Here is a 23,072-nt window from a genome sequence, read left to right on the forward strand (position 1 = left end):
CTTGATGATGATCTATTGATTTGATAAAAATCACTATTTCGTTTTAAGGCAATAATCTTTGGGTACTTGGTCATCTGAGTGATGGCTATAGTGGGGAACAGATATATGACAAAGAAGATAATACTATCAAGTCATCTTAACTCAGACTTTCTGAATGCTAATAGCAGATTAGAAACTAAATTTTTGCTGAAGAACACTTTAGATCTAATAATTACTGCTTAGCTTTGATTTTTATTAAAAAATAAATATTCGAGTAGCATTCACTACAGTTATCAAGAAATTTACATTTCTATAACAAGTCCAATATTTGTAAAGATTGTAAATCTTTACTCCTGAAGGGGAATTTTAAAATTAGTCTTAGATTTTTTATTCATTCTCTTCCCTACATATATTTATTGACTTTGATGAGGCATTAAACCTCAAAAAAGTATGGATTATTAGGTATTCATTCATAGAATTAGATAAGGTTGCTCTTTATGGTTTTTACTTCAACCATAACCGCTAGTGCTGATTCAAATAGCAATCAGTCGGGTTATTCCTATAAACAGTCCTACCCTCACAAGCTGAACCACTATCGATTTGAAGACTTCTTCTCTTTTAATCGTTCGGAAGGCACTATCGATGACTGGCATGAATCTCGCAATATTCTGGCGAGTGAAGATTTTATTGTGGCCCTGATCGAAGGTTTAGAACAGGAAGTCGGTAGTGCTTCAACGGTCGTGATGTATAACATCGGTCACGAATGGGGAAAGCAAGACGCGGTCTTTTTCCAAAACTGGTTTGAAGACCAATTCCAACAACCAGTGAAAAAATGCCGCCCTTCCCTGGCTTTAGAAGCCTGGTGGTGGCCTTTTACCAGTCAAGGCTGGGGCAATTGGGAAGTTGATTTGGATAACCAGCAAAACGGTTTTATGTTTATCAACATTTTCGATTCTGCGGTTGCTCGAACATTGGGGGATGTCGGAAAGCCTGTTTGCCATATCTATGCGGGATTATTTGCTGGCTTCTTTAGTCATCTGGTTCAAAAAGACCTTGGTTGCATTGAAACCCAATGCTATGCCATGGGTGAAACCTACTGCAAGTTCTTGCTGGGTAAACAAGATCGTATTGATGCTGCCGCATTCTGGCAAAACGAAGGGGCCACAGCTCGGGATATCGAAACCAAACTTCAGGGTGGAGAATACCTAGCATGAGCGAGCCCCATAGCTGGAAATATCTAACCGTTCGTGAATTCTTAGAAGGATACAACTGGTCCGGACAATCCATTCTCCAAGCTGATCCTATCCTTGAGGCAAGTGAGTCTATTGCGTGGCAACGTCAGACAGTCCAGACATTTTTCAGCCAATTCAACTGGACAGGACGCCTGGTAGAGAAACCAACGATGGCTGCTACCGCTCCATCTTTCTCTACACGTTTAAATGTGCAGGCGTTTTTTCAGCATTTTATCTGGGAGGGGCAACCTAATATTGCAGCGATGCCCAGCATTCCCCCATCATCCCCAATTACCCTTGAGGATGATCTGAATCTAAATGACTTCTCCGATATGTTTTGAGGATTACCATGCAATCGAACTTTGAAGATTATCTGCGAGCCGCAGAGGATCATTACCTACAGATACCAGAAATAAATGGCTTCAAACAGCAAGTGGTTGCCCTTCAAGACCGCCTAGACCTCTATGAAACCCTACGGGATCAAGAACTGATTATTTTTCAGGCCATTGCCGATCAGTTAAACAAGGAGACCTTCTCTAATTCCCAATCAGAACAAGAGAAGGTGTTTACCCACTGGATGTCGGTGTTGCGCTATAGCGCCATGGCCATGCTCACGGATCAACCTCAAACCCTTACCATCCAACTGAGCTGGTTCAAGGATGTGGTTGGTGGTAGTAAATTTACCGCTCTGCATAAAAGCATCAGTGAGCTGCTAAACCTGAGTTTGAGTTCCGTCTTATCGGAGAGCCAACTTGTCTTGCTTGAGCCATTTTTGACAGAGGCAAATCGCGCTCTGGTCAGCCAAAGCAGCCCCGAATTAGCACTGTTGAGTTAAGGACCAGAGGAAAATATGATTGCTGTTGAAGAATTAATTGGTCAAAACCACATCCCAGGTAATTTCTTTGCCCCCGAAGTCTATGTCCAAGGAGATACCGAACTAGGGCTCATCGAAAACCGGAATCGATCCCGCCTCATTGCCCTCCCGGACACCCTACTCAAATCTCTATACAGTAGCTTAGAACATGAGGTCGGCCCCGCTGCCGATTTAGTGATGCAGCAATGTGGCCGTTGGTGGGGCAAGAATTTCTATCGCCGATTTGCATCAGAAGTCAGCGACTACTATGGAAAGTCCCTGGCAGAGATGGAAATGGTGGAGTTCTTACAGACGTTCAAGGAATGTTGGAAAACCTATGGCTGGGGACTGATCGATTTTGATTTCAGTCACTACAACCAAGGCTTTTTAGTAATCACGACTCAGCATTCTGCGTTCGCCCAAGCACGGGAAGCGGGCAAGAAACCCTCTTGCTTCGTTGAAACGGGACTGCTGAGTAGCTTTTTCAGCCAACTGACAGGTCGAGAGTTGGACTGTATACAAACCTCTTGTGAGTCGATGAAAGCTGATTGCAATCGCTTTATTTTGGGGTTACCAGAGCGGATCAAGATGGCACAAGCCTGGCTAGAAGAGGCTCAAGACCATGACACCATTCTGGTCAGATTGTGTAATTCTCAGCCCAGAGATGCAGCCTAATACAACGAAAGACTAATTAATGCTAACCAGAGATAGATTTAGAGGCGTAAGGTGATGGCGAAGATAATCAGACTTGATCCGCTGGGTCAAGAAACAAGTGTGCTCACCAACGATCATTTGCTATCAGCGTTACTCAAAAATGAGCTGAATGTTCTCCATGAATGTGGAGGGCGAGGCATGTGTGCCACTTGCCATATTTTCATTAAAGAAGGCATGGAGCAGTTATCTCCCATCAGCCGTCGTGAACAGCGTACCCTAGGCGCGATCACCACTAGCAATTTGGGGTCTCGTCTGGCTTGCCAAAGCAGAGTGATGGGGGAAGGGGTGGTTGTCGAGCTTCCTTCCGGGATGTATCTCAGCGATACGACAGATATCGAGAGTTTAGTGGGGCGACGAGCGGAAGAAAATATCCTACATCCCCTGGATGGTCATGTCTTAGTGGAAGCGGGGAAATTAATCACCCGCTCGATGATTAGTCAGTTGGAAGAGACCCGAAGTAATGTTGCCACTCATTTAGCCAACTCAACACTGGCATAACCGATAACTCAATAAAGGGGGAATAGATTATGTTGTCTCAACTTAAACGTCTCAGTCTTGATGCAGACGGTCGCTATGCAACGGAAGCCGAGCTGGCGTTCTTAAAATCCTATGGTCAAACCGTACGTCAGCGTATTAGTGGTTATGAAAAAATTCGTGATGCTGAAGACACCCTTATGGATGATGCAGAAGCCCAGTTAACAGAAGTTGATCCACAGGTCTTTCATCACGGAACGGATGATTTTACCAATACCTGTCGTAGAGATCGTAAAAATACCCTGCGTTATGTTGCAACAGCAATGCTCTTTAACGATCTAGATCGACTCCGTGATGGATTATTGCTTTGGCAAAGTACCATTGTTCGAGCCGTTAAAGATGAGCATGCTTCCACCTTAACTTGGCAAGAGATGCCTGAAACTCTACGGACGCATTTATCGGCAGAGGAAGTAGATCTGATGATGCCTGCATTACATCTGACCCAAGCTTTACTGCACTAATCAACACCACATCATTATTGAGAGTTATTAGAGTTATTGAAAAATATGCAAGCCACTAAATATCAAGCAGAAAAAGCGAACAGTTCACATTGGCTCAATATCGTTGAAGGCTTGGCTGTTGTCTCAGCGATAGGGGGATCTATTGCTGTCGTTGTGTCTCAACAAATCGCAATAGCTACCATCCCTTTATCATTGACAGCTACCCTCAACCTCGCTAATCGTCGTCGTCAAATCGCGTTAATGCAGGGTGAACAGCGCCAGGAAATCACTTCTTTGATACAACAGACCCAAGATGTTATCCAGGCAGATCTAACCAGCATTCACCAAGCTAGTGAAGCCATTCAATCCCAGGTTGAAAAGCTGTCCCAACAGGGGCTACAATCTTCCGAAGCTATTTCGACATTAGCCTTGAAAACGGAGCAGTTTGAATCTGAAATTACCACTCTCCAACAAGCTCAAGAACAGAATCAAACTGCCTTGAATACGTTAAGCGAGCAAAGTCAAACGTCTCAATCACAGTTTGATGACCTATCCAAACAAGGGATAGATCTACAGAGTGCAATCTCGCTTTTACAATCATCAACCTCAGAACTGAGCCGTCTAGTAGAGACCCAACAACTTAATTCTCAAACCCTTGCCTCTCAAACAGATAATGTTGAGGAACTCGTGGAGATTCTTAGAGAGATTGATGCTATCAGCCAAATCATTTCAGCCCAACCCAATGTCGCTGAAAACTTCTATCAGCGGGGTCTGGTGCGAAAGCGTTTAAAGCGAGAAGAGGATCAACAGATAGCCCTTGATGACTTCTCCAAAGCCATTCAACTTGAACCAACTCATATGAGGGCTTATTTTGAGCGGGGCTTACTTCAGTCGGAGCTAGGTCACAAGCAAAGTGCTGTAGATAATTTACGCACTGCAGCAAAACTCTATTTTGAAGATGGGCAACTAGAGCAATATGAACGAGCCCGTGCATTGAGCCAGAGTATTCACGACCTCATCACTGATTCATCTTCAGCACCTGAAGAGACAGAACAATATCTGGTTGAGAATCTATTTGGTTAGAGGCTTAAACTTTATTCGTACAAAATAATTCAGGCTGGTCTCCATCATTCAGACAATCTTAATCAATGAAAAAAGATTATCAGAGATAATTGAATTTCGTAGAAATACGCAGGTCGGCATTTATTAAATATTGTTACCCTGACTCTAGCATGAAAATTATGTTTCGGACTCTTCTGGTTCATATTGATCAGTTAAGAGTTCAATGCCTCGCTCTATTCCCCAGTATGAGAGTGTACTGGGGAAATTTATAGCTCAAATATATTCTAGAATTGGTTGAATATATGCGCTTCTTTAGCCAATTTCCATATATTTAATTCTTAATTCTAATTAGATATCTAAAAACTGTCGAGTAAACATATTTAATTGATGCCTTTCTTCATCCATTTTTAATTTTTCCAAGGTGTTCAACTATTATGGCAAAAAGAATTACCCTAGAGCCTATCGCCCAAGAAAGCTCAGTTAAAACCAATGATAATCTCCTTTCCATGCTGCTTAGGCATGAATTGAACGTGCAGTGGAAATGTGGGGGGCGAGGACGTTGTTCTACCTGCCATGTTTATATTCGAGAAGGCGTTGAAAGTTTATCTCCTAAAAGTCGCAGAGAGCTAAAAACCTTAGCACTGATATCAAACTGTGAGGAAAATTCTCGATTAGCTTGCCAAGCCCGTGTACTCGGCGAAGGAGTTATCGTTGAACTGCCTGCGGGTATGTACCTCAGTGAGATTGATGATCTTGATTCTTTAATTGGGAAAAGGGTCCAACAACCTATTCTTCATCCAATAAATGGAACTGTTCTGGTTGAAGGAGGAAGGGTGATCACCCGTACCCTTGTCTGCCAATTGAAGGAAGCCCTTGTGCAAATTGATCAACTTCTAGCTCACGCCTAAAAATGAAATAGTGAAACACTATCAAGCTATTTAAATTGATAGCAAGAGTTTTAATTGGTTATATTATTTTCCTTGGTTTGATCTAGCATAATCAGTGCCTGTAGCTCCTCACATTTCATCCCTTGAATCGCCATTACCAAGCCAGTATGGACATTATCTAAACCTCGTCTTGATGCTGGGCTTAGTTCCTCAGTAGTTTCTTCTGTACACTCAATAATACTAGCTGCCAGCATTAAATTATCAAAGACAAGTGCCAAAGACTGGGTCAAAGAAATCTTAGATATTTTAAAATCCTACCTCATTTTATTTGTATCCTAGCTTAGGATCAGATAGAGTCTTTTTAGCGATATATGATTATTGAAATACTCAATATCTCGTCTATAAAAGATTTCAAATAAGATTGATAATGGCCGTGAGAACTACTCAATTTATAGCTATTAATTAATAGTCATCTGGCTTCCAATGATCGCTCATTGCTAGCTACTTCACCTAGCAAATCCTATATATAAATGCAGGAAGATATTCATGATCGATTGGGATAACAATAGCATATGAATTCATCTTTAAATTTAACTTATTCAGTAGCCATCTCTGTTTCCATCTTTTGAATAGATGCCTGCATTAATTGGGCTTGGGGTGCCAGAAGCTGCAGAAACTGGTTTAACTCAAATACTTGCTGGCTTACTGTGGAAGATGTCTGTAGGTGGTTGCTGACTATCTGAGTCAGCTTCGCGATATCAGCGTTGATTTGAGTAATCTCAGCATTAAGGTTCGAGGATAGTTGCTCAGGTCGAAATTGTGCTGTAGAGGTGTTCGCCATTTCTAAAATTAGCGGGTCTAGAATAGCGGTATTTTGTTGGAGATCTTGTTGCAAAGACTCTATCAATGGCTTCATTCCGGTCAGGTTGTCTTCCAATTTCTGAGCCACATTGATGATTTTTTGGACTGCGCTAGATAATTCTGGATGGGGAACTGAGTCCTGCGTAACCTTAGCTGCGATATTCATCGCCTGTAATTGCATCTGGGAAGAAAGCTGGCTAACCAATATGCGGATCTGAGAAAGTTGCTGTATCGGTTTCTCAAGGTCTTGAAGCTGAGTTATAGATGAACGAGCTTTAATATGTCGATTGAGATATTCTTGGACTGATTCCACTTGGGCTACAATCTGGTGGCTATGGGACTGGAACTGCCAGGTGATGGTGTTGATCTGTTGAGCAAACTCTATGGTTGTTTGTAAGTGTGTATAGGCTGATTGGGCTGTTGCAGTATGTTGATCGACCCCTTCAACCAAGAACTGAATACTCGGTTGATTCGCTTGAAGATACGCTAAAAGTTGATTCTGCAAAGTTGTGAGTTGCTGCTGGCCCATGTGGGTTTGAGTGGTATTGGCTATCCAATCTTGTTCGGATTGAGCGAGGAGGTTAGCCTGTTTTAATGCATGGCCCATTTGAATGCCAATTTGAGTAAAAAGATCTACTTCAGATGCTTGCCATGTTCTGGAGCCAGAGCATTGATGGGCAATTAATAGGCCAAATAAAGTCTCTCCCACGAGAATTGGCACAACTAAGTTGGAACGTACTCCGTATTTTTCTAACTGTTGTAGATGACACTCAGTCAGTCCGGCCTCATAAACATTACTGATGGCCTGCACTCGTCCCCGTCGATATTGCTCAACAAATTTGTCTGCAAAGCATGGATCTGAGATTTTGGCCCATATCATTTTGGGAATGCCTGGCTGGACTGCTTCGGCTGCAACGGTACCTTGCCATGTTTCATCGAAGCTATAAACAATAACCCGATCTGCTCTAAGGACTTTGCGACTTTCTTGAACAGTGTTTGTAAGAATCTCTTCTGTCTGTAATGACCCTCGGATCAATTGCGTAAACTTCATTAATAGGTGCAAATGCTTGACTTGGCTATCCAGCTGGCTCATGACTCTCGATCGGTCTAAGGCGTAGCCCACTTGCAACGCTAATTGCCTAAATAGGTCGATTTCAGATGGATTCCATTCTCTGGGTCTTGCACACTGATGGGCGATTAATAAACCATACAGTTTCTCACTATGGAGAATTGGGGCGACGATATTCGCTTTCACGGCAAATCGCTCTAGTAGTCCAATATGGCAATCGTTTAGCCCTGCGTGATAAATATCATGGATCGCGCGCACTCGTCCCTGACGATACTGCTCCTGAAAACCTTCACTGAAGCAGGGATCATGTAGGGTCGACCATTGCAATTTTGGATAGCCAGGAGCGACAGATTCTGCTGTGAAAGTACCATCACCGTCAGGATTGAGGGTAAAGATAGTGACCCGATCCGTTTGTAAGATTTGGCGAACTTCTTCGACGGTCGTTTTTAATAAGTCTTCTTCTGATAGAGAGACATGGAGTTGACCGATAAATTGCATCAATAACTCTGCCCGAGCTGCTTCATGTTCTTGAGAATGAAGGATGCTAGGTATCTGTTCATCAATTAGGTTGATGTTATTTGCTAATGACAATAGCTGGTCTTGGGCCTCATATTCTTCCTCGGAATTGGACTCTAGCCGATATAACCGATTTACAAGTTGATTTGAATGCCGGGCTGCTCGTAAGAGTGGGCGTAACTCGCGATTGATTAACCAAATAACTAGACTCCCCGATAGCAAGGCAATGACACCCGTACCGATCAGTAATAATGGTGTACGTTGCTTCAATGTCGATTGGATGTCAGCTAATTGATTAGAGTTATTGGGCTGAGTCGTATTCAATTGCTCTTTGAATGTCTCACTCGTCAAGTAAGTAATTGTGCCAACTGATAAAACAGGCAGCATACTCAAAGCGAGTCCCCAACCAATAAGTTTTGCTTTAATTGAAAATGCTCGTCTTCTTTGCCGTAAATTCTGCTCCTGTTTCTTACCATTGATGCGTACCAATGTGTCTGGCATCTTAGAGGCAGGGTCTAACTGGTCTGAGTTTGGAGGTGGTGAGGAAGACGACGACATTAGATTTACTCTAAGGGTGGATAGTAGTGAGTTTATTATCTGACATGCTTGAAAATATCATGAGTGTTATTGCTAAGAACCGCGAAATACGTTAGAGAAAACACGCAGTTAAACAGAATTAGGGGATCGTTATGAGTTTCAACATAAAAAACTCCCCTGCACTAAACAATACTGGGGAGTTGTAAAAGCTTTTGTAAGCTCACTACATGGCAAAACAGAGGGGGTTATCGTCAGGTATTCAGACCCATTGATATTGCTCAGGTTCCCCCAATAAACCCAACTGCAATTCTTGCTATACAATGCCCACAAGCACATTGAGGGGAAGACGATGAACAAAGGTGAATTAGTCGATGTGATTGCTGATAATGCTGGGGTCACAAAGAAGCAGGCCGACACTATCCTCACAGCACTAACAGAAACCATTATGGAGACCGTTAGCGCTGGCGAAAAGGTTATTCTAGTGGGCTTTGGTAGCTTCGAAGCGAGAGACCGTAAAGCCAGAGACGGGCGCAACCCAAGGACGGGAAAGAAGCTTAAAATCCCGGCGACCAAAGCACCTATTTTCAGTGCGGTCAAGGTCTTCAAGGAGAAGGTTAAAGGCTGATAAACTGGAGCATATCACTTACTCTATTTTCTACCATCTAGCTAGCAGATCTCCTTGTGATTCTGCTAGCTCTTTTTGGGTATTATTGCTTCCCCTCAGTTTCTTAAGAAATAACACAAGACCATTCCCATCTCTGGCATTTCAGGGTATTCCTCTAGCAACGATGTTTGCAGGATTGGTTTATGACCACTCATACAGACAGCACGGGTGCTTATCTCAAAGAAATCGGACGCCACCCCCTTCTATCCCACGAAGAAGAAATCCAACTTGCTAGACAATCCAAAGCTGGAAACCTTCAAGCCAAACAACGGATGATCGAGTGCAACCTGCGCCTGGTCGTTTCCATTGCTAAAAAGCATCAGAATCGCGGCTTGCCATTCATGGACTTAATCCAAGAAGGCAGCATCGGGCTGAGTAGAGCTGTTGACAAGTATGAATCAGAGCAGGGGAACCGCTTTAGTACCTATGCCTATTGGTGGATTCGTCAGGCTATCACTCGTTCGATCCAAAACTCAGGTCGAGTCATTCGTCTTCCTGTTTATCTATGGCAAATTGGCAACCAATCAAGCGGACTCAACGGCAGCTCTCCCAAACACTAGGGCGTGACCCCACGCTGGCTGAAATTGCCCAGGCTATGGAGATGGATTTAGCTCAACTCCAACAGTATATGCAGATCCACAAGCGGTGAATTCTTTAGACCAACGAGTGGGCAAGCGCAAGATTCAACTTTGGTTGAGCTGATTCAGGGGGAGAATCCACCTCAACCCTACCTAGAGCAGTTGCTCCAGACTGAGGAAGTATCAGGCTATCTATCCATGCTGAATGAACGTGAACGCCTGATCGTCATCCAGAGATACGGACTGGATGATGGCGAACCTAAGACACTAGATGAGATTGGTCAACAGCTTGGGGTTAGCCGGGAACGGATTCGTCAAATCGTCAATAAAGCCATTAAGAAATTACAGAAAAACAGTGACCAAGCTACAGAGATCAGGACGGCTTGATTAGGCCAGGCACAAGAGCAATTCTGGATAATTCAGCGGGGCGAACACGATTCAGGAAGAGAGATAGTATCACCCTCAACAGCCTCCAAATAGAGCAGTATCAGGGATACACCACGATAGGGTCTGAAGTGCTATCTTATCCCAAACGCCAAAACACACCTTGGAAGGCGCACCCATGACAGAGCATCTTTCTAGCATCAACAGGAATAGCCAGTTGAAGCAGACGACAGACCCGGATCAAGCCACAATCGCTCATCTGCAGCAAAAAATTACTCAAGCTAGCCGCACGCTATTAGAGAAGCATCTCTTATACAAAGAAGCGGTCGAGACAGCGGAACAGCTCTATCATCGCTGCATCCAAGCAGAGCATAAATTCAAAATGACAATGGGGCTATTGCTGTTTTCAACGCTGGTTAATGGCGTATTGATTAGCATTATTTTCGATTTAACCTGGCAAGCGCCAATCAAGCCACCCAGAATCTATATACCAGAACAAATGATGCCCAATATCCATGAAATTGCATGATGGCAAACGAGAGCGGAGAGGGAAAAACTTGAAGGCTGATAGACTGTGTAATAAGGTCAATATTTTTTACCCTAGTTACACTCTGCTGGCAGATATCTTAGTCGAGCTGCCAGTTTTTTATGCCTGCTGCCCTTCGCTAAGTCTAGTACGAAAAGAAACCCCTCAAAGCATAACAGTAGCTGCAAGGGGTGTCCCTGTATTCATGGATATCAACAGGGTCTTAAGGAATGCTATTCAAAATCTATCAATCAAATTTGGGGATAGTTGGGGGAGTGGAAACCAACGAAAAAACTTCAGAACTTCGCAAGGCTGATCTGCGCCCCATCCAAGTTCACCCCTCTCCAGCTCCTAACTCTGAATATTGTGCGCTTGAGGTTTGCACCCCTGAAATCCGCATCCGTCAGATCTGCTCATCAAAACCAACTCAGGACCAGGACACCCGCCAGATCCAGGCGCGATACTGGGAAGAGAGCTTGCATTAATAACCTCATAAGAAGAAATTCCAGATCAGAATCACTGTCAATGACATTTTTCTCAGCTTTCTCAGAGAACTCTGCGGAATATCTCAGCAAGGTTCTGTGATTGGCACAGATAAGCATCATTAGCTTCTCAGGCTCCCCACCTAGATTAGGGATATTGAGATGGAGAACGATCCAATGGAAACCACCAAAGCCTTAACCCCAAAAACACTCGCGGGTTTCGCCGCACTAGCTATCGGCTTCAGTTCCACCACTGCGAGTGCAGCACCGATCCAACGTCAAATCGTGACTCAAGGCCCCAATGGTGCCAGCAAGCTTGTTAAGGTGGCGATGGCTTCTCAGCCTCAAGCCACTCGTCAACTGTCTCCCTTCAACTTGGCGTACATGGCCTATCAAGGCTGGTTTACCAATGAAGGAGTACCTTCAGCGAACCAACTCATTCGAGACTATCGAACTGGACGCATCTCTGCGATTGAGGTTGCCCAAGCTGCTGTTCAAACTAACCGTTTGTCTGCGGATACGCTCAATAATGACAGCTATCTAGCCAGTTTAGACACACAACTGAAGGCTCTAAGCCAGGACTAGGTCAGAGGAAAATATTCGTTGAACTATTACAGAATCAACATATATATTCTTTGATTCGTTTTACTTTCAGGTAGGACTAATTATGATGATAATTTAGACCTCCATTGTGGGAAAAATTTTAAGACAGCAAGAATGTAGTTTTAGATGTTTTATGCAACTGTTTCAAGCAAAAACATCAAAATTTCTTAAAGGACTATATCAGTTACTCTATAAACGAGTGATTATTATCCTTGTCATTTTGCTTGGCTTGGGACTCAGTGTAGCGGTTGTCGGAACATACTACCTCTCCATTAACTTGGTAGATTCCCAAGCAATGCACTATTCAAAAGTCGTCATCAAGACCTTAAATGAGACTGGACGATACTACAGCAGCAATGTCGTTGATCGATTGAAGCTCATTAACGATGTGGAAGCTATACCTGAATACCATTCCATTAGTGGTGGAATTCCTAATCCTGCTACCTTTACGATTGAAATTGGAGATCGACTTAGTAATCAATCAGAAGGAGTAATATTCCGACTCTATAGCGATTATCCCTTCCCCAATCGGCAAGCAACTGGTGGCCCCCAAGATCAATTTGAGCACGCGGCTCTCAATTATCTTAAAAAGCATCCAGAAGCTTCTTTTCACCGCAAAGAACGAGTGGGGAATACTCTCTCATTTCGCTATACCGAGGCTGTTCGGATGGAAGCAAGTTGTGTCGTCTGCCACAATACTTTACCAAGCAGCCCTAAAAAAGACTGGAAAGTCGGTCAAGTTCGGGGAATTGTTGAAATTACGCAACCACTCGATCACAGCATGTTGATTGCCCAAGATGGACTAAAAACGATTTATATCGTACTAGCTACGATCATTTTTTTAGCTATTTCAGGATTAGTTCTAGTCATCGGGCGGTTTCGTAGTACAACTCAAGAGTTAGAAGAGAAAGTTGCGAAAAGAACTGCTGCCCTAAATCGCTTAGCCACTACTGATGGTTTAACCCAATTAGTCAACCGACGCCAGTTTGATCAATGCTTAGAGCAAGAGTGGCAGAGATCTCAACGCCAACAAGCTCCATTCTCACTCATTCTTTGTGATGTTGATTGTTTCAAAAACTACAACGATACCTATGGTCATCAGCTCGGAGATAATTGCTTGCGCCATGTGGCCCAAGTTTTGCAAAACAGTGTCAGGCGTTCTGGAGAGATTGCGGCTCGCTACGGTGGAGAGGAATTTGCAATCATTTTACCTAACGTAAATAGTGTTGAGGCTACCCAAATAGCTTCTGCCATTAGAAACGCTATTCATCAACTCCAGATCCCTCACAGTACCTCTATAGCTCAAACGTACGTTACTCTTAGCATGGGAATTGCAACTATGATTCCTAGTCGAAACAACTCCCCGCAAGAGCTGATTAAAACTTCTGATAATGCACTCTATCAAGCCAAAGCTCAAGGACGAGATCGCTATATTTCTTGGAATGAGATGCCATCATAATAGTGCCATCTGAACTGATTAATAGACATCAAAAATCTCCCCAACACAACCACAAACCTCGGCATTCTCTTAGGAGCCTCTAGTGCCTGCATCTGGCGATTCAGAAGGGCCGCAGCTCCCTCGGTGGAGGTTCGGGTGGTGGTGTGAGCGAGTTCGGTTATGGTGGTATCAAAGATGCGATTGCGAATCTAGTTTCAACAAATTTCTGAAACAATCATTGAGATATCTCAGCTTCTAGGTAGATACAGAATTCTCTCCACATCATTTATCTTAGGCATCAATACCCCTGGACTGAAGCCATGACTTGCATCCCATCACTGAAGCCACATCAGTTGGAGCTGCTTAGAATCGCTATCAAACATCCCAATCAAATAATTAAACTTTCGTATGAATTTCCTGTAATAGGCCGGGATGACCCCCCGAGTCAACATCCTGCATTCATCCAAGACTTGATCGATGAGAACCTGATTCAAATACAAGTAACAGGACTCCTTATCCAGCGTTCAAAGGTTCAGCAAAAAAGCTGGTCGGTGTATTGTGATGATATTCATTCCCCCTCCCAAAAAGATTGGGAGTTTTGGCGAAAGGCATTTACTGCCCAAAGAGCAGGTAGCATTATTCCTGACATGACACCTGGATCTGGGTTTGAAGAATTCAGTAATGTCTGGATCCGCGAGATTGACCTTCGAGTTACCCAGCCCCAAAAGCTATGATCGAAATAAGGTTTTCAGGGAAAGTCTGAAGCAGAATCGTCTCAGTTGCTTCAGTGACTTATTGATGTGTACTTAGCCCATGATTAGCGATGGCTATTTAGGAGGTTCCGTCATGAACAACACCATCTATGTCATTATCGGTATTCTCTGGTTTACTCTTTTCTTTTTTATGATCATCAATTTTATTTTGTAGAGATAAATCTTGCTACATTTAGGGGGTTTTGGCAGTCTTTTATGCAAACATCGCTACCTCGATACCACCAAAATCAATCACCGAAATTCCGGTATTTGGGCAGAGGAGTAAAACCACAAAAATGGCAATTCAGTCTACAAAAAGGGTTCAAGTGCTTTTCTCTGATGTACTCAATCTGTCTGTAAGTGAAAGGGGCAAGGACAAGGGAGTCGGCCTATAATCTGGTATCGGGATTGCGATCGCAGTAACGATACCGAGGATGAGAGCGCACAGTTGATCCATCATTCCTGTTCATCAACGGATCTACGGGAATTCCTTGCAATACATAAGCCCCGAGAGTTTTTCCCGATCGCAAAGATTTATCCTTGAAGGTACAGAGAATCAGAACATCCTTGTTAAAAAGTAGGGGCAAAACAATATGGACATCATTCGGATCATCTGTGCGATTTTACTGCCACCGCTTGGTGTTTTTCTTAAGGTGGGGCTTGGAGCTGATTTCTGGATAAACGTGCTGCTAACCATTTTTGGTTTCTACATCTTGGGGATAGTCCATGCCGTGTGGGTAATTGCCAGAAAATAGACCCATAGTAAGCTTCTGTAAGTGAAACTTTTCCCTTGCAGATAGAGGCTAGAAAGCGCTCAAAGCTAAGACCTGTGATGCTTTCTTTCGTTTACAGAACTAGGCCCCTGGGTTTGATTTACAGCCTGGTATCGGGATTGCGATGGTCTACAACCGGCCTTCGGCCATCACAAACAACAATACCAAACCAACACCTCAGCAACAGCAAAAACTCTAGCCCCTCAAAGCTCCACCCCCAAGACAGCCCAGGCTCAGGAAGTTCCTAGGTGAAGACTTTGGAGGGGGCTTGTACCGGGAAGGGTTAGAAGTGTAGGGATAAGGAGAATGTAGTCTCACCTCTATATCCCTTGGCTTATCCTCTATCCTCAAGGTAAATTATCCCTGAACTCAAACAGGGGGTATGACAATGGGTGCATCAGGATCAGGCAGTTTCGATAACGACGATGCAATGGACTGGGTGGCAGATCTAGAAGGCTACGCTGACGATAGCCCGATTGTTGATGCTCTCAATACCGTCATCGATCAGGCGGGTGATTACCTGGAAGCCCCGGACTGCTCCAACGCCATCGCCGCTGCGGAGGTCGTTGCTGCACAGCTAGGTCATCCCCATGAAGACTGCCCTGAAGAAATTGAGGTATGGGTGGAGGGTCATCCAGCCCCCTCAGCAACGAGAATTGCCCAAGCTCGACAAGCAATTGAGGTAATTCTAGCCGAGTCAGAACTCAAGGAACTGTGGAAGGACTCAGGTGGATTGGAAGAATGGCAGGGGGCGATGGAAGAATTACTGTCTAGGCTGCCATACTGAGTGAAACCCTCAGAAGACTTTTCGGTTTATTTGGGTATTCAATATAAAAGGATTGCAAAGCTAAACCTTCAATGGACCCAAATACCCTTGCTGTCTGGAAAAACTTAGAGACTCGTCTGGGCACTTCCTTTAGAGAAAACATGGTTAATCTCGTTTTAGAGATGGCCCGTGATCGCACCACCGATCCGCGTAAGATTGCAACCTGGATGTTAACCACCTCAACCTGCATCTGTAACGCCATTTTTGGACTCGATGATCCACAGCCCTTGCTTTCTCTTTACTTCCGGGCCTTGATGCGTAAACACCCTGACACCGTGAAGTGGATTGCTAAGATGTATATCAATGGCGACTTGGGTGAAGTTGCTCCCGTCATTGCGGAGCGCGATGAGTTCATTGGCCTTCTCTGGGCTGCGGGGTCAACCTTGAGCAACGGTGAATTGATACTGGCAGATGACAAGATCAATTTCACCAAAGAGAGTCTGAAGCGGTTTCACTCTGTTTGGAAAGCACCGGCGAGGAAGTTTATTCATCCTACAGATAATTCTGAGTATCTAACCCGATGGTAAGGCTGGAGTGTAGGGTGCATTCTTGTCCCAATATTGCTCTAGATGCACTCACATATACTGAACTCAGTTTTCATGGGCACCTTGAGTATCGTAACCTTCGTTGTGAGAACCCCGTGGCCATAACTGCTGATGAAATCACCGACTATTTTTTACAGAATGCTCAATCTTCCCTAACGACTCCTAATACCCCTTCACTCTGCCAAGCTATTATTGAATCTTGGATTTGCATGGATGCCGGGAACCACGTGGTAATTCGCGGGCAAATCCATAATCATCCTAAGTATCCATCAGGTACACAATTAAGAACGTCTCCTATTCAGGGATACTTCTGTAACGGTGGCCGCATGTATGTAAACACTAATAATTCTATGTATGAACTAGGGATGCCCCACCAAAACTTTGTAGGAGATTACCAACTGATACTCAGCGATAATGAGGATATATATACAGAGAAGCTAACTTACTGGGGAGAGTAATTTTTTAATCTCGAATTTTGTCCAAGGTAGACCGGATGGGACCCATTTCGTGGATGCATCCTCATGATTGAGCTTTTGATCTACTGATATTCCAGAGCATTTACAGCTTGCAAGACGGAGTCATTTAGGTCTGTAAAGTCAAAGGGACAATAAGATGAAATTACAGGATGTCTATCATTACTTCCAGAGTCCGCCCCCGGTTTACCTGGGGAAGGAAGTCGCGGTCTGCTATATTCTTGCCATTCTGATTGATAATGGCGAATCCTACGGTACAGCTTTAATTCAACACATCAAAGCTGAACATCCACCTTATCGACTTTCAGATACCGTCCTATACAGTGCCCTGGAATTTCTAACTGACGAAGGCATGATACAGTCCTATTGGCAAAATGCACCCTCTAAAGGCAGACCGAAACGGATGTTTTCAGTCAGACTCGAAAAGCTAGATGAAGCTAAGCGCTTGGCCCAATTATGGCACCAGTATCTAGCAGATGATAAGCCAGCCACCGCCAAACCCAGCTAAACCATCTCTGAGATAATTTGCTCAAACAGGGCTGCTAGCATCAACTTAGATGATTGAACTGGGGAGATATTTTCAGATGCCTAGCACTCACGGTCCCAGCAAAGGTATTCCCTTGGCTGGCTAGTCTGCAGGGATATCTCGGTGTAACTATTGCTCTGCATTGATTCACTAGCAAATGGTATGAGCTTTCAGAACAAGGTCAGATCATTGGCTCAGCACTGGAAACGAACTCCAGGTTGAACCAATGATCCTAAAGAAGATATGCGGGCGAGATTAACGCTGTTGAAGCGTAGCAACGTTCTTTGTATTACTTATCTCTTGCTCAACAGCAACAGGGTGAGTCTCTTGAGCTTCAGGTACAAATGCTCTAAAGACAAACCCTAAACGAGATTCTTCTACAGGGTTATCGGGAGAGCTATTAGGTGCAGACGTTGCGGCCAAATGGCGACACCCGGCTGGAACAATTTTCACAATGGACGCAGCACCATTAGGACCACACGTAACGAGTGTTCCTGCGTGAGCAGAAGTGGTGCTTAGCAAAGCAGACATACTGACTAAAGAACCACAAATTAAAGCGGTTTGACACAAACCTTTTTTACTCATCGTACTCACCTACTGATTGCCATGAAATTATTATCTGCATCAATTATGGGATTAAATCGATGAAACCCTTATTAAAATTGTATAAAACTATACTGAATTATTCTCTCGTCTAAGCATATCAATCTATTACTTGCATACAATGCATTAACCCCCTACTAAAAGAGAGCAACTATGATTTATGGCTAACTACCTGAGAAGTATTTGCTTTCCCGGATGGACTTAGCAGCTTGCTCGCGGGTAACAATGGCTGTTGAAGTACCACTGCAATACGGCGGCAAATCTTGTGGATGACAAGTATCCCAAGCCGCAGTCATAGCTCTAACTGCGGATTCTAGTGGAATTTTCTGAAGGGTTTCACAATGATGGAATTTGAGGCTGCTTACCAGTTGCTGGCGGAGAGCTAAGACTTCATCATTATGCGTCATCTCTCTACTTGTATTCATAAGTCCCCCAAAAACCAACAACCCACTTGCATTATGACTGATGCCAAATAATTTTACTCACAGATAAGGGAGATAGCCCTAAACCTATTCCCTATGCCTAATAAGTTGTCTACAAATTGAGGTCAGGGACCGCAAGGCTAGAAATGGGTGCAATCCGCAGACAGGGAAAAAGCTCACAATCCCAGTGACAAAAGCACCTGTAATTAGTGCAGGTAAGGTCTTAAAGGAGCAAGTAAAAGACTGATAAACTGGAAATATCGCTAAATATTTAACCTCATTCCTACATTAAAGCTGGCGGATATTTCTATAATTCTGCCAGCTTCTTTATGCCCCTCATAACCTTAAGAAATAACACAAGACCATTCCCATTTCTGGCATTTCGAGGTATTCCTCTACCAACGATGTTTGCAGGATTGGTTTATGACCACTCATACAGACAGCACTGGCGCTTATCTCAAAGAAATCGGACGCTATCCCCTTCTATCCCACGAAGAAGAAATTGAACTGTCACGGCAAGCTAAAGCTGGAAACCTTCGGGCCAAACAACGGATGATCGAGTGCAACCTGCGCCTGGTCGTCTCCATTGCGAAAAAGCATCAGAATCGCGGCTTGCCATTCATGGACTTGATCCAAGAAGGCAGCATCGGATTGAGTAGAGCTGTTGACAAGTATGAATCAGAGCAGGGGAACCGCTTTAGTACCTATGCCTATTGGTGGATTCGTCAGGCTATCACTCGTTCGATCCAAAACTCAGGTCGAGTCATTCGTCTTCCTGTTTATCTATGGCAAATTGGCAACCAAATCAAGCGGACTCAACGGCAGCTCTCCCAAACACTAGGGCGTGACCCCACGCTGGCTGAAATTGCCCAGGCTATGGAGATGGATTTAGCTCAACTCCAACAGTATATGCAGATCCCACAAGCGGTGAATTCTTTAGACCAACGAGTGGGGCAAGCGCAAGATTCAACTTTGGTTGAGCTGATTCAGGGGGAGAATCCACCTCAACCCTACCTAGAGCAGTTGCTCCAGACTGAGGAAGTATCAGGCTATCTAGCCATGCTGAATGAACGTGAACGCCTGATCATCATCCAGAGATACGGACTGGATGATGGCAAACCTAAGACATTGAATGAAATTGGTCAACAGCTTGGCGTTAGCCAGGAACGGATTCGTCAAATCGTCAATAAAGCCATTAAGAAATTACAGAAAAACAGTGACCAAGCTACAAAGGCCAAGACTGCCTAGCTATTGCCAGAACCAAGCCAACAGAGAACCTCCTAAAGCACGCAGGGGCAGCGCAAGAAAAATAAAGCTGTAATATGCTATGGAACTCCATTCTGTTAAAAGGGTTTCCCCATGGCTACAGGATTCAGCAAGCCTCCTTCCTCACCAGCTTCCACTGACTCATCCTCGTCACTACTGCCAACCACGGATTGCGATCAGGCTTATCAACAACTGACCGAGTGTTTTGAGGAGTTGACTGATCCACGGGGAGGCCAAGGTGTCCAGCATCCGTTTGTCAGCATCGTCGTGATTGGACTATTGGCAAGTTTAGGTGGCGCACAGGGGTGGGAAGATATTGAAACCTATGGTCTGAGCCATCAGGATTGGTTGTCGAGTTTTCTGAGCCTACCGTCCGGAATACCGACAGCAGACACCTATCGACGGGTGTTTGAGCGTATTTGCCCCACCGCCTTTGAGCAGAGTTTCAATCACTGGTTGGATCAGGTCGTGACGACCCTCGGTGCTCAAGTGATCCCGATTGATGGCAAACAACTCAGGGGCTCCTATGACCGCAATCAAGACCAATCCGCCTTGCATCTGGTCAGTGCTTGGGCCAGTGAATATCGGTTATTTCTGGGACAAGTCAAAGTCGAGGACAAGAGCAATGAAATTACGGCGATCCCAGCCCTCTTAGAGCTGTTAGACATTGCCGGGTGCATTATCACCATTGATGCGATGGGGACTCAGCACGAGATTGCCTGTCGCATTCAGGCCAAAGGCGCAGACTATGTACTGGCCCTCAAGAGAATCATCCCACGCTGTTTGAGCAGGTTGAGCAATGGTTTGAAACGGCGGAAGCGAATGAGTTTAAGGGCATTGAGTACAGCTATGATGTGCGGGTGGAAGCCGGACACCATCGTCGCGAGAAACGACAAGTTTGGGCGGTGTCCCTTCAACAAATGGGTCCTCTGTACAAGCAGGCGCAGTGGAAGGGCTTGCAAAGCATCGTCAAGGTCGCTCGGACCCGCCACTTGTGGAACAAAACCACCTATGAGGTGATGTTTTACATCAGTTCTCTACCGCCCATTGCTCAGCAGTTGGGCAAAGCCATCCGCCAGCATTGGTCGATTGAGAACCAACTCCACTGGGTCTTAGATGTGACCTTTGGCGAAGATGCCAGCCGTATCCGCACAGGACATGCGCCGGAAAACATGGCCATCCTGAAGCGCTGGAGCATCAACCTCCTGAATCAAGAAACGTCCTTTAAGAAAAGTACCCGTCAAAAACTAAAACGGGCGAGCATGGATGAAGCGTATATGCTCAAAGTTCTAGGCGCTTCTATTCCTTTACAGTCTAGCCTTTCAGAGACATAATTTTCTTGCGCTTACCCTGCTAAAGCACGGCTTCTCCAGGAGGTATATAATCCAGTCATCAATTACATTCTGCAATAGAGACTTCAAACGAGCCTCAACCCAAAATCTATCAATCAAATCTGGGGATAGTTGGGGGGCTGGGCATACCCAAAACAGTGGGGCAAGATATGGAAATCATCTGAGAGGGGAATAATAGCCTCTGGACGCATTAGTGGTTTATATGACGAATCTCAACAGTCAGGCATCAGATATTTCTCCAGAAATTGCTGCCTTAAAGATGCAGCTAGCAATCAGTCTAAAGTTTCATCACAGGAGCAAATTGGAGCGTTTACCCCTAGAAGCAGCCGTGCGGGTAATGGCCGAAGTTTGGGATGCTTGTGACCAACAAAGAAACAACTAACGTAATGGCACCTAACGAAGCCTACTACAACGGCACCCCCATCGCCCCACCCTCAAATCATCTGACGACAGAACAGAAGATGGAACTGCTGGACTGGCATCCGATTTTCACGGGACGATGCCCAAACTGTGAGAGGCCGATCCGGGAGACTACACTACCGAGGAGCCACTGGGAGTGTGCAGAGTGTGGGTGGAGGGATGGGTCTATTGGACCTCTTCAGTAGGCTGACTATCTCGGATATTTTCTTCCACGATGACATTTTTAGCTACAACTATTAAACCAATAAGTACTGCTAGAAAAATAAGTGGGCTCTGAAGCTTTTTAAAAAGCGATTTCTCGTGAGTTACATCAGCCACCTCATCTTGTTGAGATACTTCACCTTCAGGTACTCCAGGAGTTTCTGTTGCTGGCTGCGGTAAATCATTTGGCGGTATTCCTGAAGAAGGTGGAAATTCTACTGGCAAATCTGAGTCAGAATCAGGTTGGCTTACGCCAGTAATTGCGCCTTCCTGAGATTCTTCATCTTCATGTGGATGTTCTTGGCTTATTTCAGGGTCCTCATTTTCTTGAGGCTCATCTTCCTCTGGTATATCAATGAATTCAGAATTCTCTGTTTTAGGTTCAGGTTCTTCTGCTGGAAACACCTCCGGTTCGGGGGAGACTAAAACGCTTGGGGCAGTTGATTCTGGCCCAGGGCTCGCAGGCAAGTCACTAGAAGGAATCTCTATATACCTTTCACGAAATAGCGATTCATCCTCTTGAGTAATAAGACGCAGATCAATCAATCTCCAATTATTGTGCTTTAAGGAAAATTCTGTATTTTCATCATTTTTACTTTGGCCCAGGAAAAATATATAGGGTGAGGGCTTCGTCATTCCAGGCTTGGTGCTCTTTCTTGCCCTATCAGCTTCTCTCTCTAATTTTTCAAGGTCATTTTGAAGCACTTCTATATCTTTTTGACGCCAGGTATCATCAATTTGGATAATTATTTTTGACAGCTTTTTTGGAACATATCGACCAAGACTTGGCTGATCAAAACGGCCATCTGTTAAGTGGAGCGTGAAAGCTTTGTTGTTATACGAGTAATCCTTATAAACAAATTGCCCAAAGTAAATGCGCAAAGGACTCAGCATCCCAGGACGAGAAAATTTGATTTGCCGAAAAATAGAGTCGTACCCTCGAACATCTTCAATGACTGGAATATGTAAATCCTGACCCTTGCTCAAGGGGTTTAAGAAATGGGTCACTAGCGGAGCAATAAGGTCAGTAGACCAATTACGGACTATTGCTCTTGCTCCTTTTACTTCACCCAAAGATCTAGATGCCGCTCTCTCTCGGTCTTTAGGATTCAACCAATCAAATGTAAGCTTATTTGGATACCCCTTCAAAGTGACTTCATTACCTAAAGGTCTAGAGACACCTGAAGAACCCTTCGGCCCGTTACCTTCATCACATATGGCCGGATCATGCTCTTCTAAACTATAAAAACAAGGCGATCTCTGAATTGGTGTATCGTCTCTAATTGTTGTTTCACCTATCGCACGGGGCCAGACCTTCGCAGAGCAATATCGACACTGATATTGATTGCTTTGATCATGCACATCTTCTTGGGTCAATGGGTCATGCGGATTAGTAACTCTCTGCTTGAGACTAGACGCATCCAAATACTCCCATTCTCCTTCATCTCCTTCTTTTTCAGGAGGTATATAAAGCTTGGCATAGTGCATTTAAACTCCAGAAAGCCAACTTGGAAATTAAATCTCTCAATAAGATCTAATGTACCAATACACTTT

General features: G+C 44.4%; 30 protein-coding genes and 1 pseudogene. 25 read left to right on the plus strand and 6 right to left on the minus strand.

All coding sequences use genetic code 11. The features are described 5' to 3' along the window. Positions 1-476: 476 nt before the first annotated feature. From ON05_RS36010 to ON05_RS36045, 8 genes are all read left to right on the plus strand, one after another. A complete protein-coding gene (locus ON05_RS36010; protein ID WP_010480830.1) occupies positions 477-1,193 on the plus strand; it encodes a V4R domain-containing protein in 717 nt (238 codons plus the stop codon). Further along, on the plus strand, positions 1,190-1,552 hold the full coding sequence (locus tag ON05_RS36015; RefSeq protein ID WP_010480827.1) for a hypothetical protein: 363 nt from the start codon (positions 1,190-1,192) through the stop codon (positions 1,550-1,552). Before ON05_RS36010 ends, ON05_RS36015 begins: the two co-directional genes overlap by 4 nt. Before the next feature lie 8 nt (positions 1,553-1,560). Continuing rightward, positions 1,561-2,046, plus strand: coding sequence for a hypothetical protein (locus ON05_RS36020; protein WP_010480825.1), 486 nt, complete (start codon positions 1,561-1,563; stop codon positions 2,044-2,046). 15 nt (positions 2,047-2,061) lie between these two features. Continuing rightward, the gene (locus ON05_RS36025; RefSeq protein WP_010480823.1) at positions 2,062-2,739 is read left to right on the plus strand and encodes a V4R domain-containing protein; all 678 of its coding nucleotides are present in this window, start codon (positions 2,062-2,064) and stop codon (positions 2,737-2,739) included. A gap of 54 nt (positions 2,740-2,793) precedes the next feature. Further along, a complete protein-coding gene (locus ON05_RS36030; protein WP_010480820.1) occupies positions 2,794-3,276 on the plus strand; it encodes a 2Fe-2S iron-sulfur cluster-binding protein in 483 nt (160 codons plus the stop codon). A gap of 29 nt (positions 3,277-3,305) precedes the next feature. Then, positions 3,306-3,773, plus strand: a complete 468-nt coding sequence (locus ON05_RS36035; RefSeq protein ID WP_010480818.1) for an allophycocyanin subunit alpha ApcA — start codon at positions 3,306-3,308, stop codon at positions 3,771-3,773. 45 nt (positions 3,774-3,818) lie between these two features. Further along, positions 3,819-4,835: a hypothetical protein gene (locus ON05_RS36040; protein WP_010480816.1), complete on the plus strand. Its 1,017-nt coding sequence runs from the start codon at positions 3,819-3,821 to the stop codon at positions 4,833-4,835. Between the two features lie 413 nt (positions 4,836-5,248). Further along, entirely contained in the window at positions 5,249-5,722 is a 474-nt protein-coding gene (locus ON05_RS36045; protein WP_010480814.1) for a 2Fe-2S iron-sulfur cluster-binding protein, read from the plus strand. 50 nt (positions 5,723-5,772) lie between these two features. On the opposite strand, the gene ON05_RS36050 is transcribed toward ON05_RS36045, so the two are convergent. Further along, complete coding sequence (locus ON05_RS36050) at positions 5,773-5,991, minus strand: hypothetical protein (protein ID WP_010480812.1); 219 nt, start codon at positions 5,989-5,991, stop codon at positions 5,773-5,775. A 305-nt stretch (positions 5,992-6,296) separates the two neighbouring features. Continuing rightward, positions 6,297-8,705: a GAF domain-containing protein gene (locus ON05_RS36055; protein ID WP_029315767.1), complete on the minus strand. Its 2,409-nt coding sequence runs from the start codon at positions 8,703-8,705 to the stop codon at positions 6,297-6,299. A 313-nt stretch (positions 8,706-9,018) separates the two neighbouring features. Between ON05_RS36055 and ON05_RS36060 the strand changes: the two genes are divergently transcribed. The 5 genes from ON05_RS36060 (at position 9,019) to ON05_RS36070 (ending at position 10,839) form a co-directional block, all read left to right on the plus strand. Next, complete coding sequence (locus ON05_RS36060) at positions 9,019-9,309, plus strand: HU family DNA-binding protein (protein ID WP_255345121.1); 291 nt, start codon at positions 9,019-9,021, stop codon at positions 9,307-9,309. A 182-nt stretch (positions 9,310-9,491) separates the two neighbouring features. Beyond that, on the plus strand, positions 9,492-9,908 hold the full coding sequence (locus tag ON05_RS38255) for a sigma-70 family RNA polymerase sigma factor (protein WP_316964661.1): 417 nt from the start codon (positions 9,492-9,494) through the stop codon (positions 9,906-9,908). Continuing rightward, the gene (locus tag ON05_RS38260) at positions 9,854-9,997 is read left to right on the plus strand and encodes a sigma-70 domain-containing protein (protein WP_316964662.1); all 144 of its coding nucleotides are present in this window, start codon (positions 9,854-9,856) and stop codon (positions 9,995-9,997) included. Before ON05_RS38255 ends, ON05_RS38260 begins: the two co-directional genes overlap by 55 nt. A 40-nt stretch (positions 9,998-10,037) precedes the next feature. Beyond that, positions 10,038-10,313 (plus strand): sigma-70 family RNA polymerase sigma factor, encoded by a 276-nt coding sequence (locus ON05_RS38265; RefSeq protein ID WP_316964663.1) that lies wholly within the window; start codon positions 10,038-10,040, stop codon positions 10,311-10,313. Positions 10,314-10,488: 175 nt separating this feature from the next. Then, entirely contained in the window at positions 10,489-10,839 is a 351-nt protein-coding gene (locus tag ON05_RS36070) for a hypothetical protein (RefSeq protein WP_029315845.1), read from the plus strand. 293 nt (positions 10,840-11,132) lie between these two features. Here the strand turns inward: ON05_RS36070 and ON05_RS38935 are convergent, their stop codons facing one another. Further along, entirely contained in the window at positions 11,133-11,243 is a 111-nt protein-coding gene (locus ON05_RS38935) for a pentapeptide repeat-containing protein (RefSeq protein ID WP_236619190.1), read from the minus strand. A 252-nt stretch (positions 11,244-11,495) separates the two neighbouring features. Here ON05_RS38935 and ON05_RS36080 point away from each other — a divergent pair, with 252 nt between their 5' ends. The 8 genes from ON05_RS36080 to ON05_RS36115 all read left to right on the plus strand — a co-directional run bounded on the left by ON05_RS36080 (position 11,496) and on the right by ON05_RS36115 (position 17,236). Beyond that, a complete protein-coding gene (locus ON05_RS36080; RefSeq protein WP_010481671.1) occupies positions 11,496-11,903 on the plus strand; it encodes a hypothetical protein in 408 nt (135 codons plus the stop codon). Between the two features lie 151 nt (positions 11,904-12,054). Beyond that, positions 12,055-13,380, plus strand: a complete 1,326-nt coding sequence (locus tag ON05_RS36085; protein ID WP_010481668.1) for a diguanylate cyclase domain-containing protein — start codon at positions 12,055-12,057, stop codon at positions 13,378-13,380. A gap of 299 nt (positions 13,381-13,679) precedes the next feature. Further along, positions 13,680-14,093 (plus strand): hypothetical protein, encoded by a 414-nt coding sequence (locus ON05_RS36090; protein ID WP_010481667.1) that lies wholly within the window; start codon positions 13,680-13,682, stop codon positions 14,091-14,093. Between the two features lie 611 nt (positions 14,094-14,704). Next, positions 14,705-14,866, plus strand: a complete 162-nt coding sequence (locus tag ON05_RS36095; RefSeq protein WP_010481664.1) for a YqaE/Pmp3 family membrane protein — start codon at positions 14,705-14,707, stop codon at positions 14,864-14,866. Between the two features lie 406 nt (positions 14,867-15,272). Beyond that, a complete protein-coding gene (locus ON05_RS36100; protein WP_010481662.1) occupies positions 15,273-15,671 on the plus strand; it encodes a DUF4259 domain-containing protein in 399 nt (132 codons plus the stop codon). Between the two features lie 71 nt (positions 15,672-15,742). Beyond that, a complete protein-coding gene (locus tag ON05_RS36105; RefSeq protein WP_010481660.1) occupies positions 15,743-16,237 on the plus strand; it encodes a hypothetical protein in 495 nt (164 codons plus the stop codon). 113 nt (positions 16,238-16,350) lie between these two features. Continuing rightward, on the plus strand, positions 16,351-16,713 hold the full coding sequence (locus ON05_RS36110; RefSeq protein ID WP_236619189.1) for a hypothetical protein: 363 nt from the start codon (positions 16,351-16,353) through the stop codon (positions 16,711-16,713). 154 nt (positions 16,714-16,867) lie between these two features. Then, positions 16,868-17,236 carry a PadR family transcriptional regulator gene (locus ON05_RS36115; protein ID WP_010481656.1) on the plus strand — a complete coding sequence of 123 codons (369 nt, stop codon included), beginning with the start codon at positions 16,868-16,870 and terminating at the stop codon, positions 17,234-17,236. A 273-nt stretch (positions 17,237-17,509) separates the two neighbouring features. Here the strand turns inward: ON05_RS36115 and ON05_RS36120 are convergent, their stop codons facing one another. Continuing rightward, positions 17,510-17,839 (minus strand): hypothetical protein, encoded by a 330-nt coding sequence (locus tag ON05_RS36120; protein WP_010481654.1) that lies wholly within the window; start codon positions 17,837-17,839, stop codon positions 17,510-17,512. A 182-nt stretch (positions 17,840-18,021) separates the two neighbouring features. Continuing rightward, positions 18,022-18,282, minus strand: coding sequence for a hypothetical protein (locus ON05_RS36125; protein ID WP_039782258.1), 261 nt, complete (start codon positions 18,280-18,282; stop codon positions 18,022-18,024). Positions 18,283-18,397: 115 nt separating this feature from the next. On the opposite strand from ON05_RS36125, the gene ON05_RS36130 reads away from it, so the two are divergent. The 4 genes and pseudogenes from ON05_RS36130 to ON05_RS36145 all read left to right on the plus strand — a co-directional run bounded on the left by ON05_RS36130 (position 18,398) and on the right by ON05_RS36145 (position 21,279). Beyond that, on the plus strand, positions 18,398-18,526 hold the full coding sequence (locus tag ON05_RS36130) for an HU family DNA-binding protein (RefSeq protein WP_396151064.1): 129 nt from the start codon (positions 18,398-18,400) through the stop codon (positions 18,524-18,526). Between the two features lie 176 nt (positions 18,527-18,702). Further along, on the plus strand, positions 18,703-19,527 hold the full coding sequence (locus tag ON05_RS36135; RefSeq protein WP_262562674.1) for an RNA polymerase sigma factor RpoD/SigA: 825 nt from the start codon (positions 18,703-18,705) through the stop codon (positions 19,525-19,527). Positions 19,528-19,638: 111 nt separating this feature from the next. Then, positions 19,639-20,879, plus strand: a pseudogene (locus ON05_RS36140) (ISAs1 family transposase). Positions 20,880-21,099: 220 nt separating this feature from the next. Then, positions 21,100-21,279 (plus strand): hypothetical protein, encoded by a 180-nt coding sequence (locus tag ON05_RS36145; RefSeq protein ID WP_010481621.1) that lies wholly within the window; start codon positions 21,100-21,102, stop codon positions 21,277-21,279. Positions 21,280-21,482: 203 nt separating this feature from the next. On the opposite strand, the gene ON05_RS36150 is transcribed toward ON05_RS36145, so the two are convergent. Then, positions 21,483-23,006: a hypothetical protein gene (locus tag ON05_RS36150; protein WP_010481623.1), complete on the minus strand. Its 1,524-nt coding sequence runs from the start codon at positions 23,004-23,006 to the stop codon at positions 21,483-21,485. Positions 23,007-23,072 lie beyond the last annotated feature (66 nt).

Source organism: Acaryochloris sp. CCMEE 5410, assembly GCF_000238775.2.
Taxonomy (GTDB): Bacteria; Cyanobacteriota; Cyanobacteriia; order Thermosynechococcales; family Thermosynechococcaceae; genus Acaryochloris.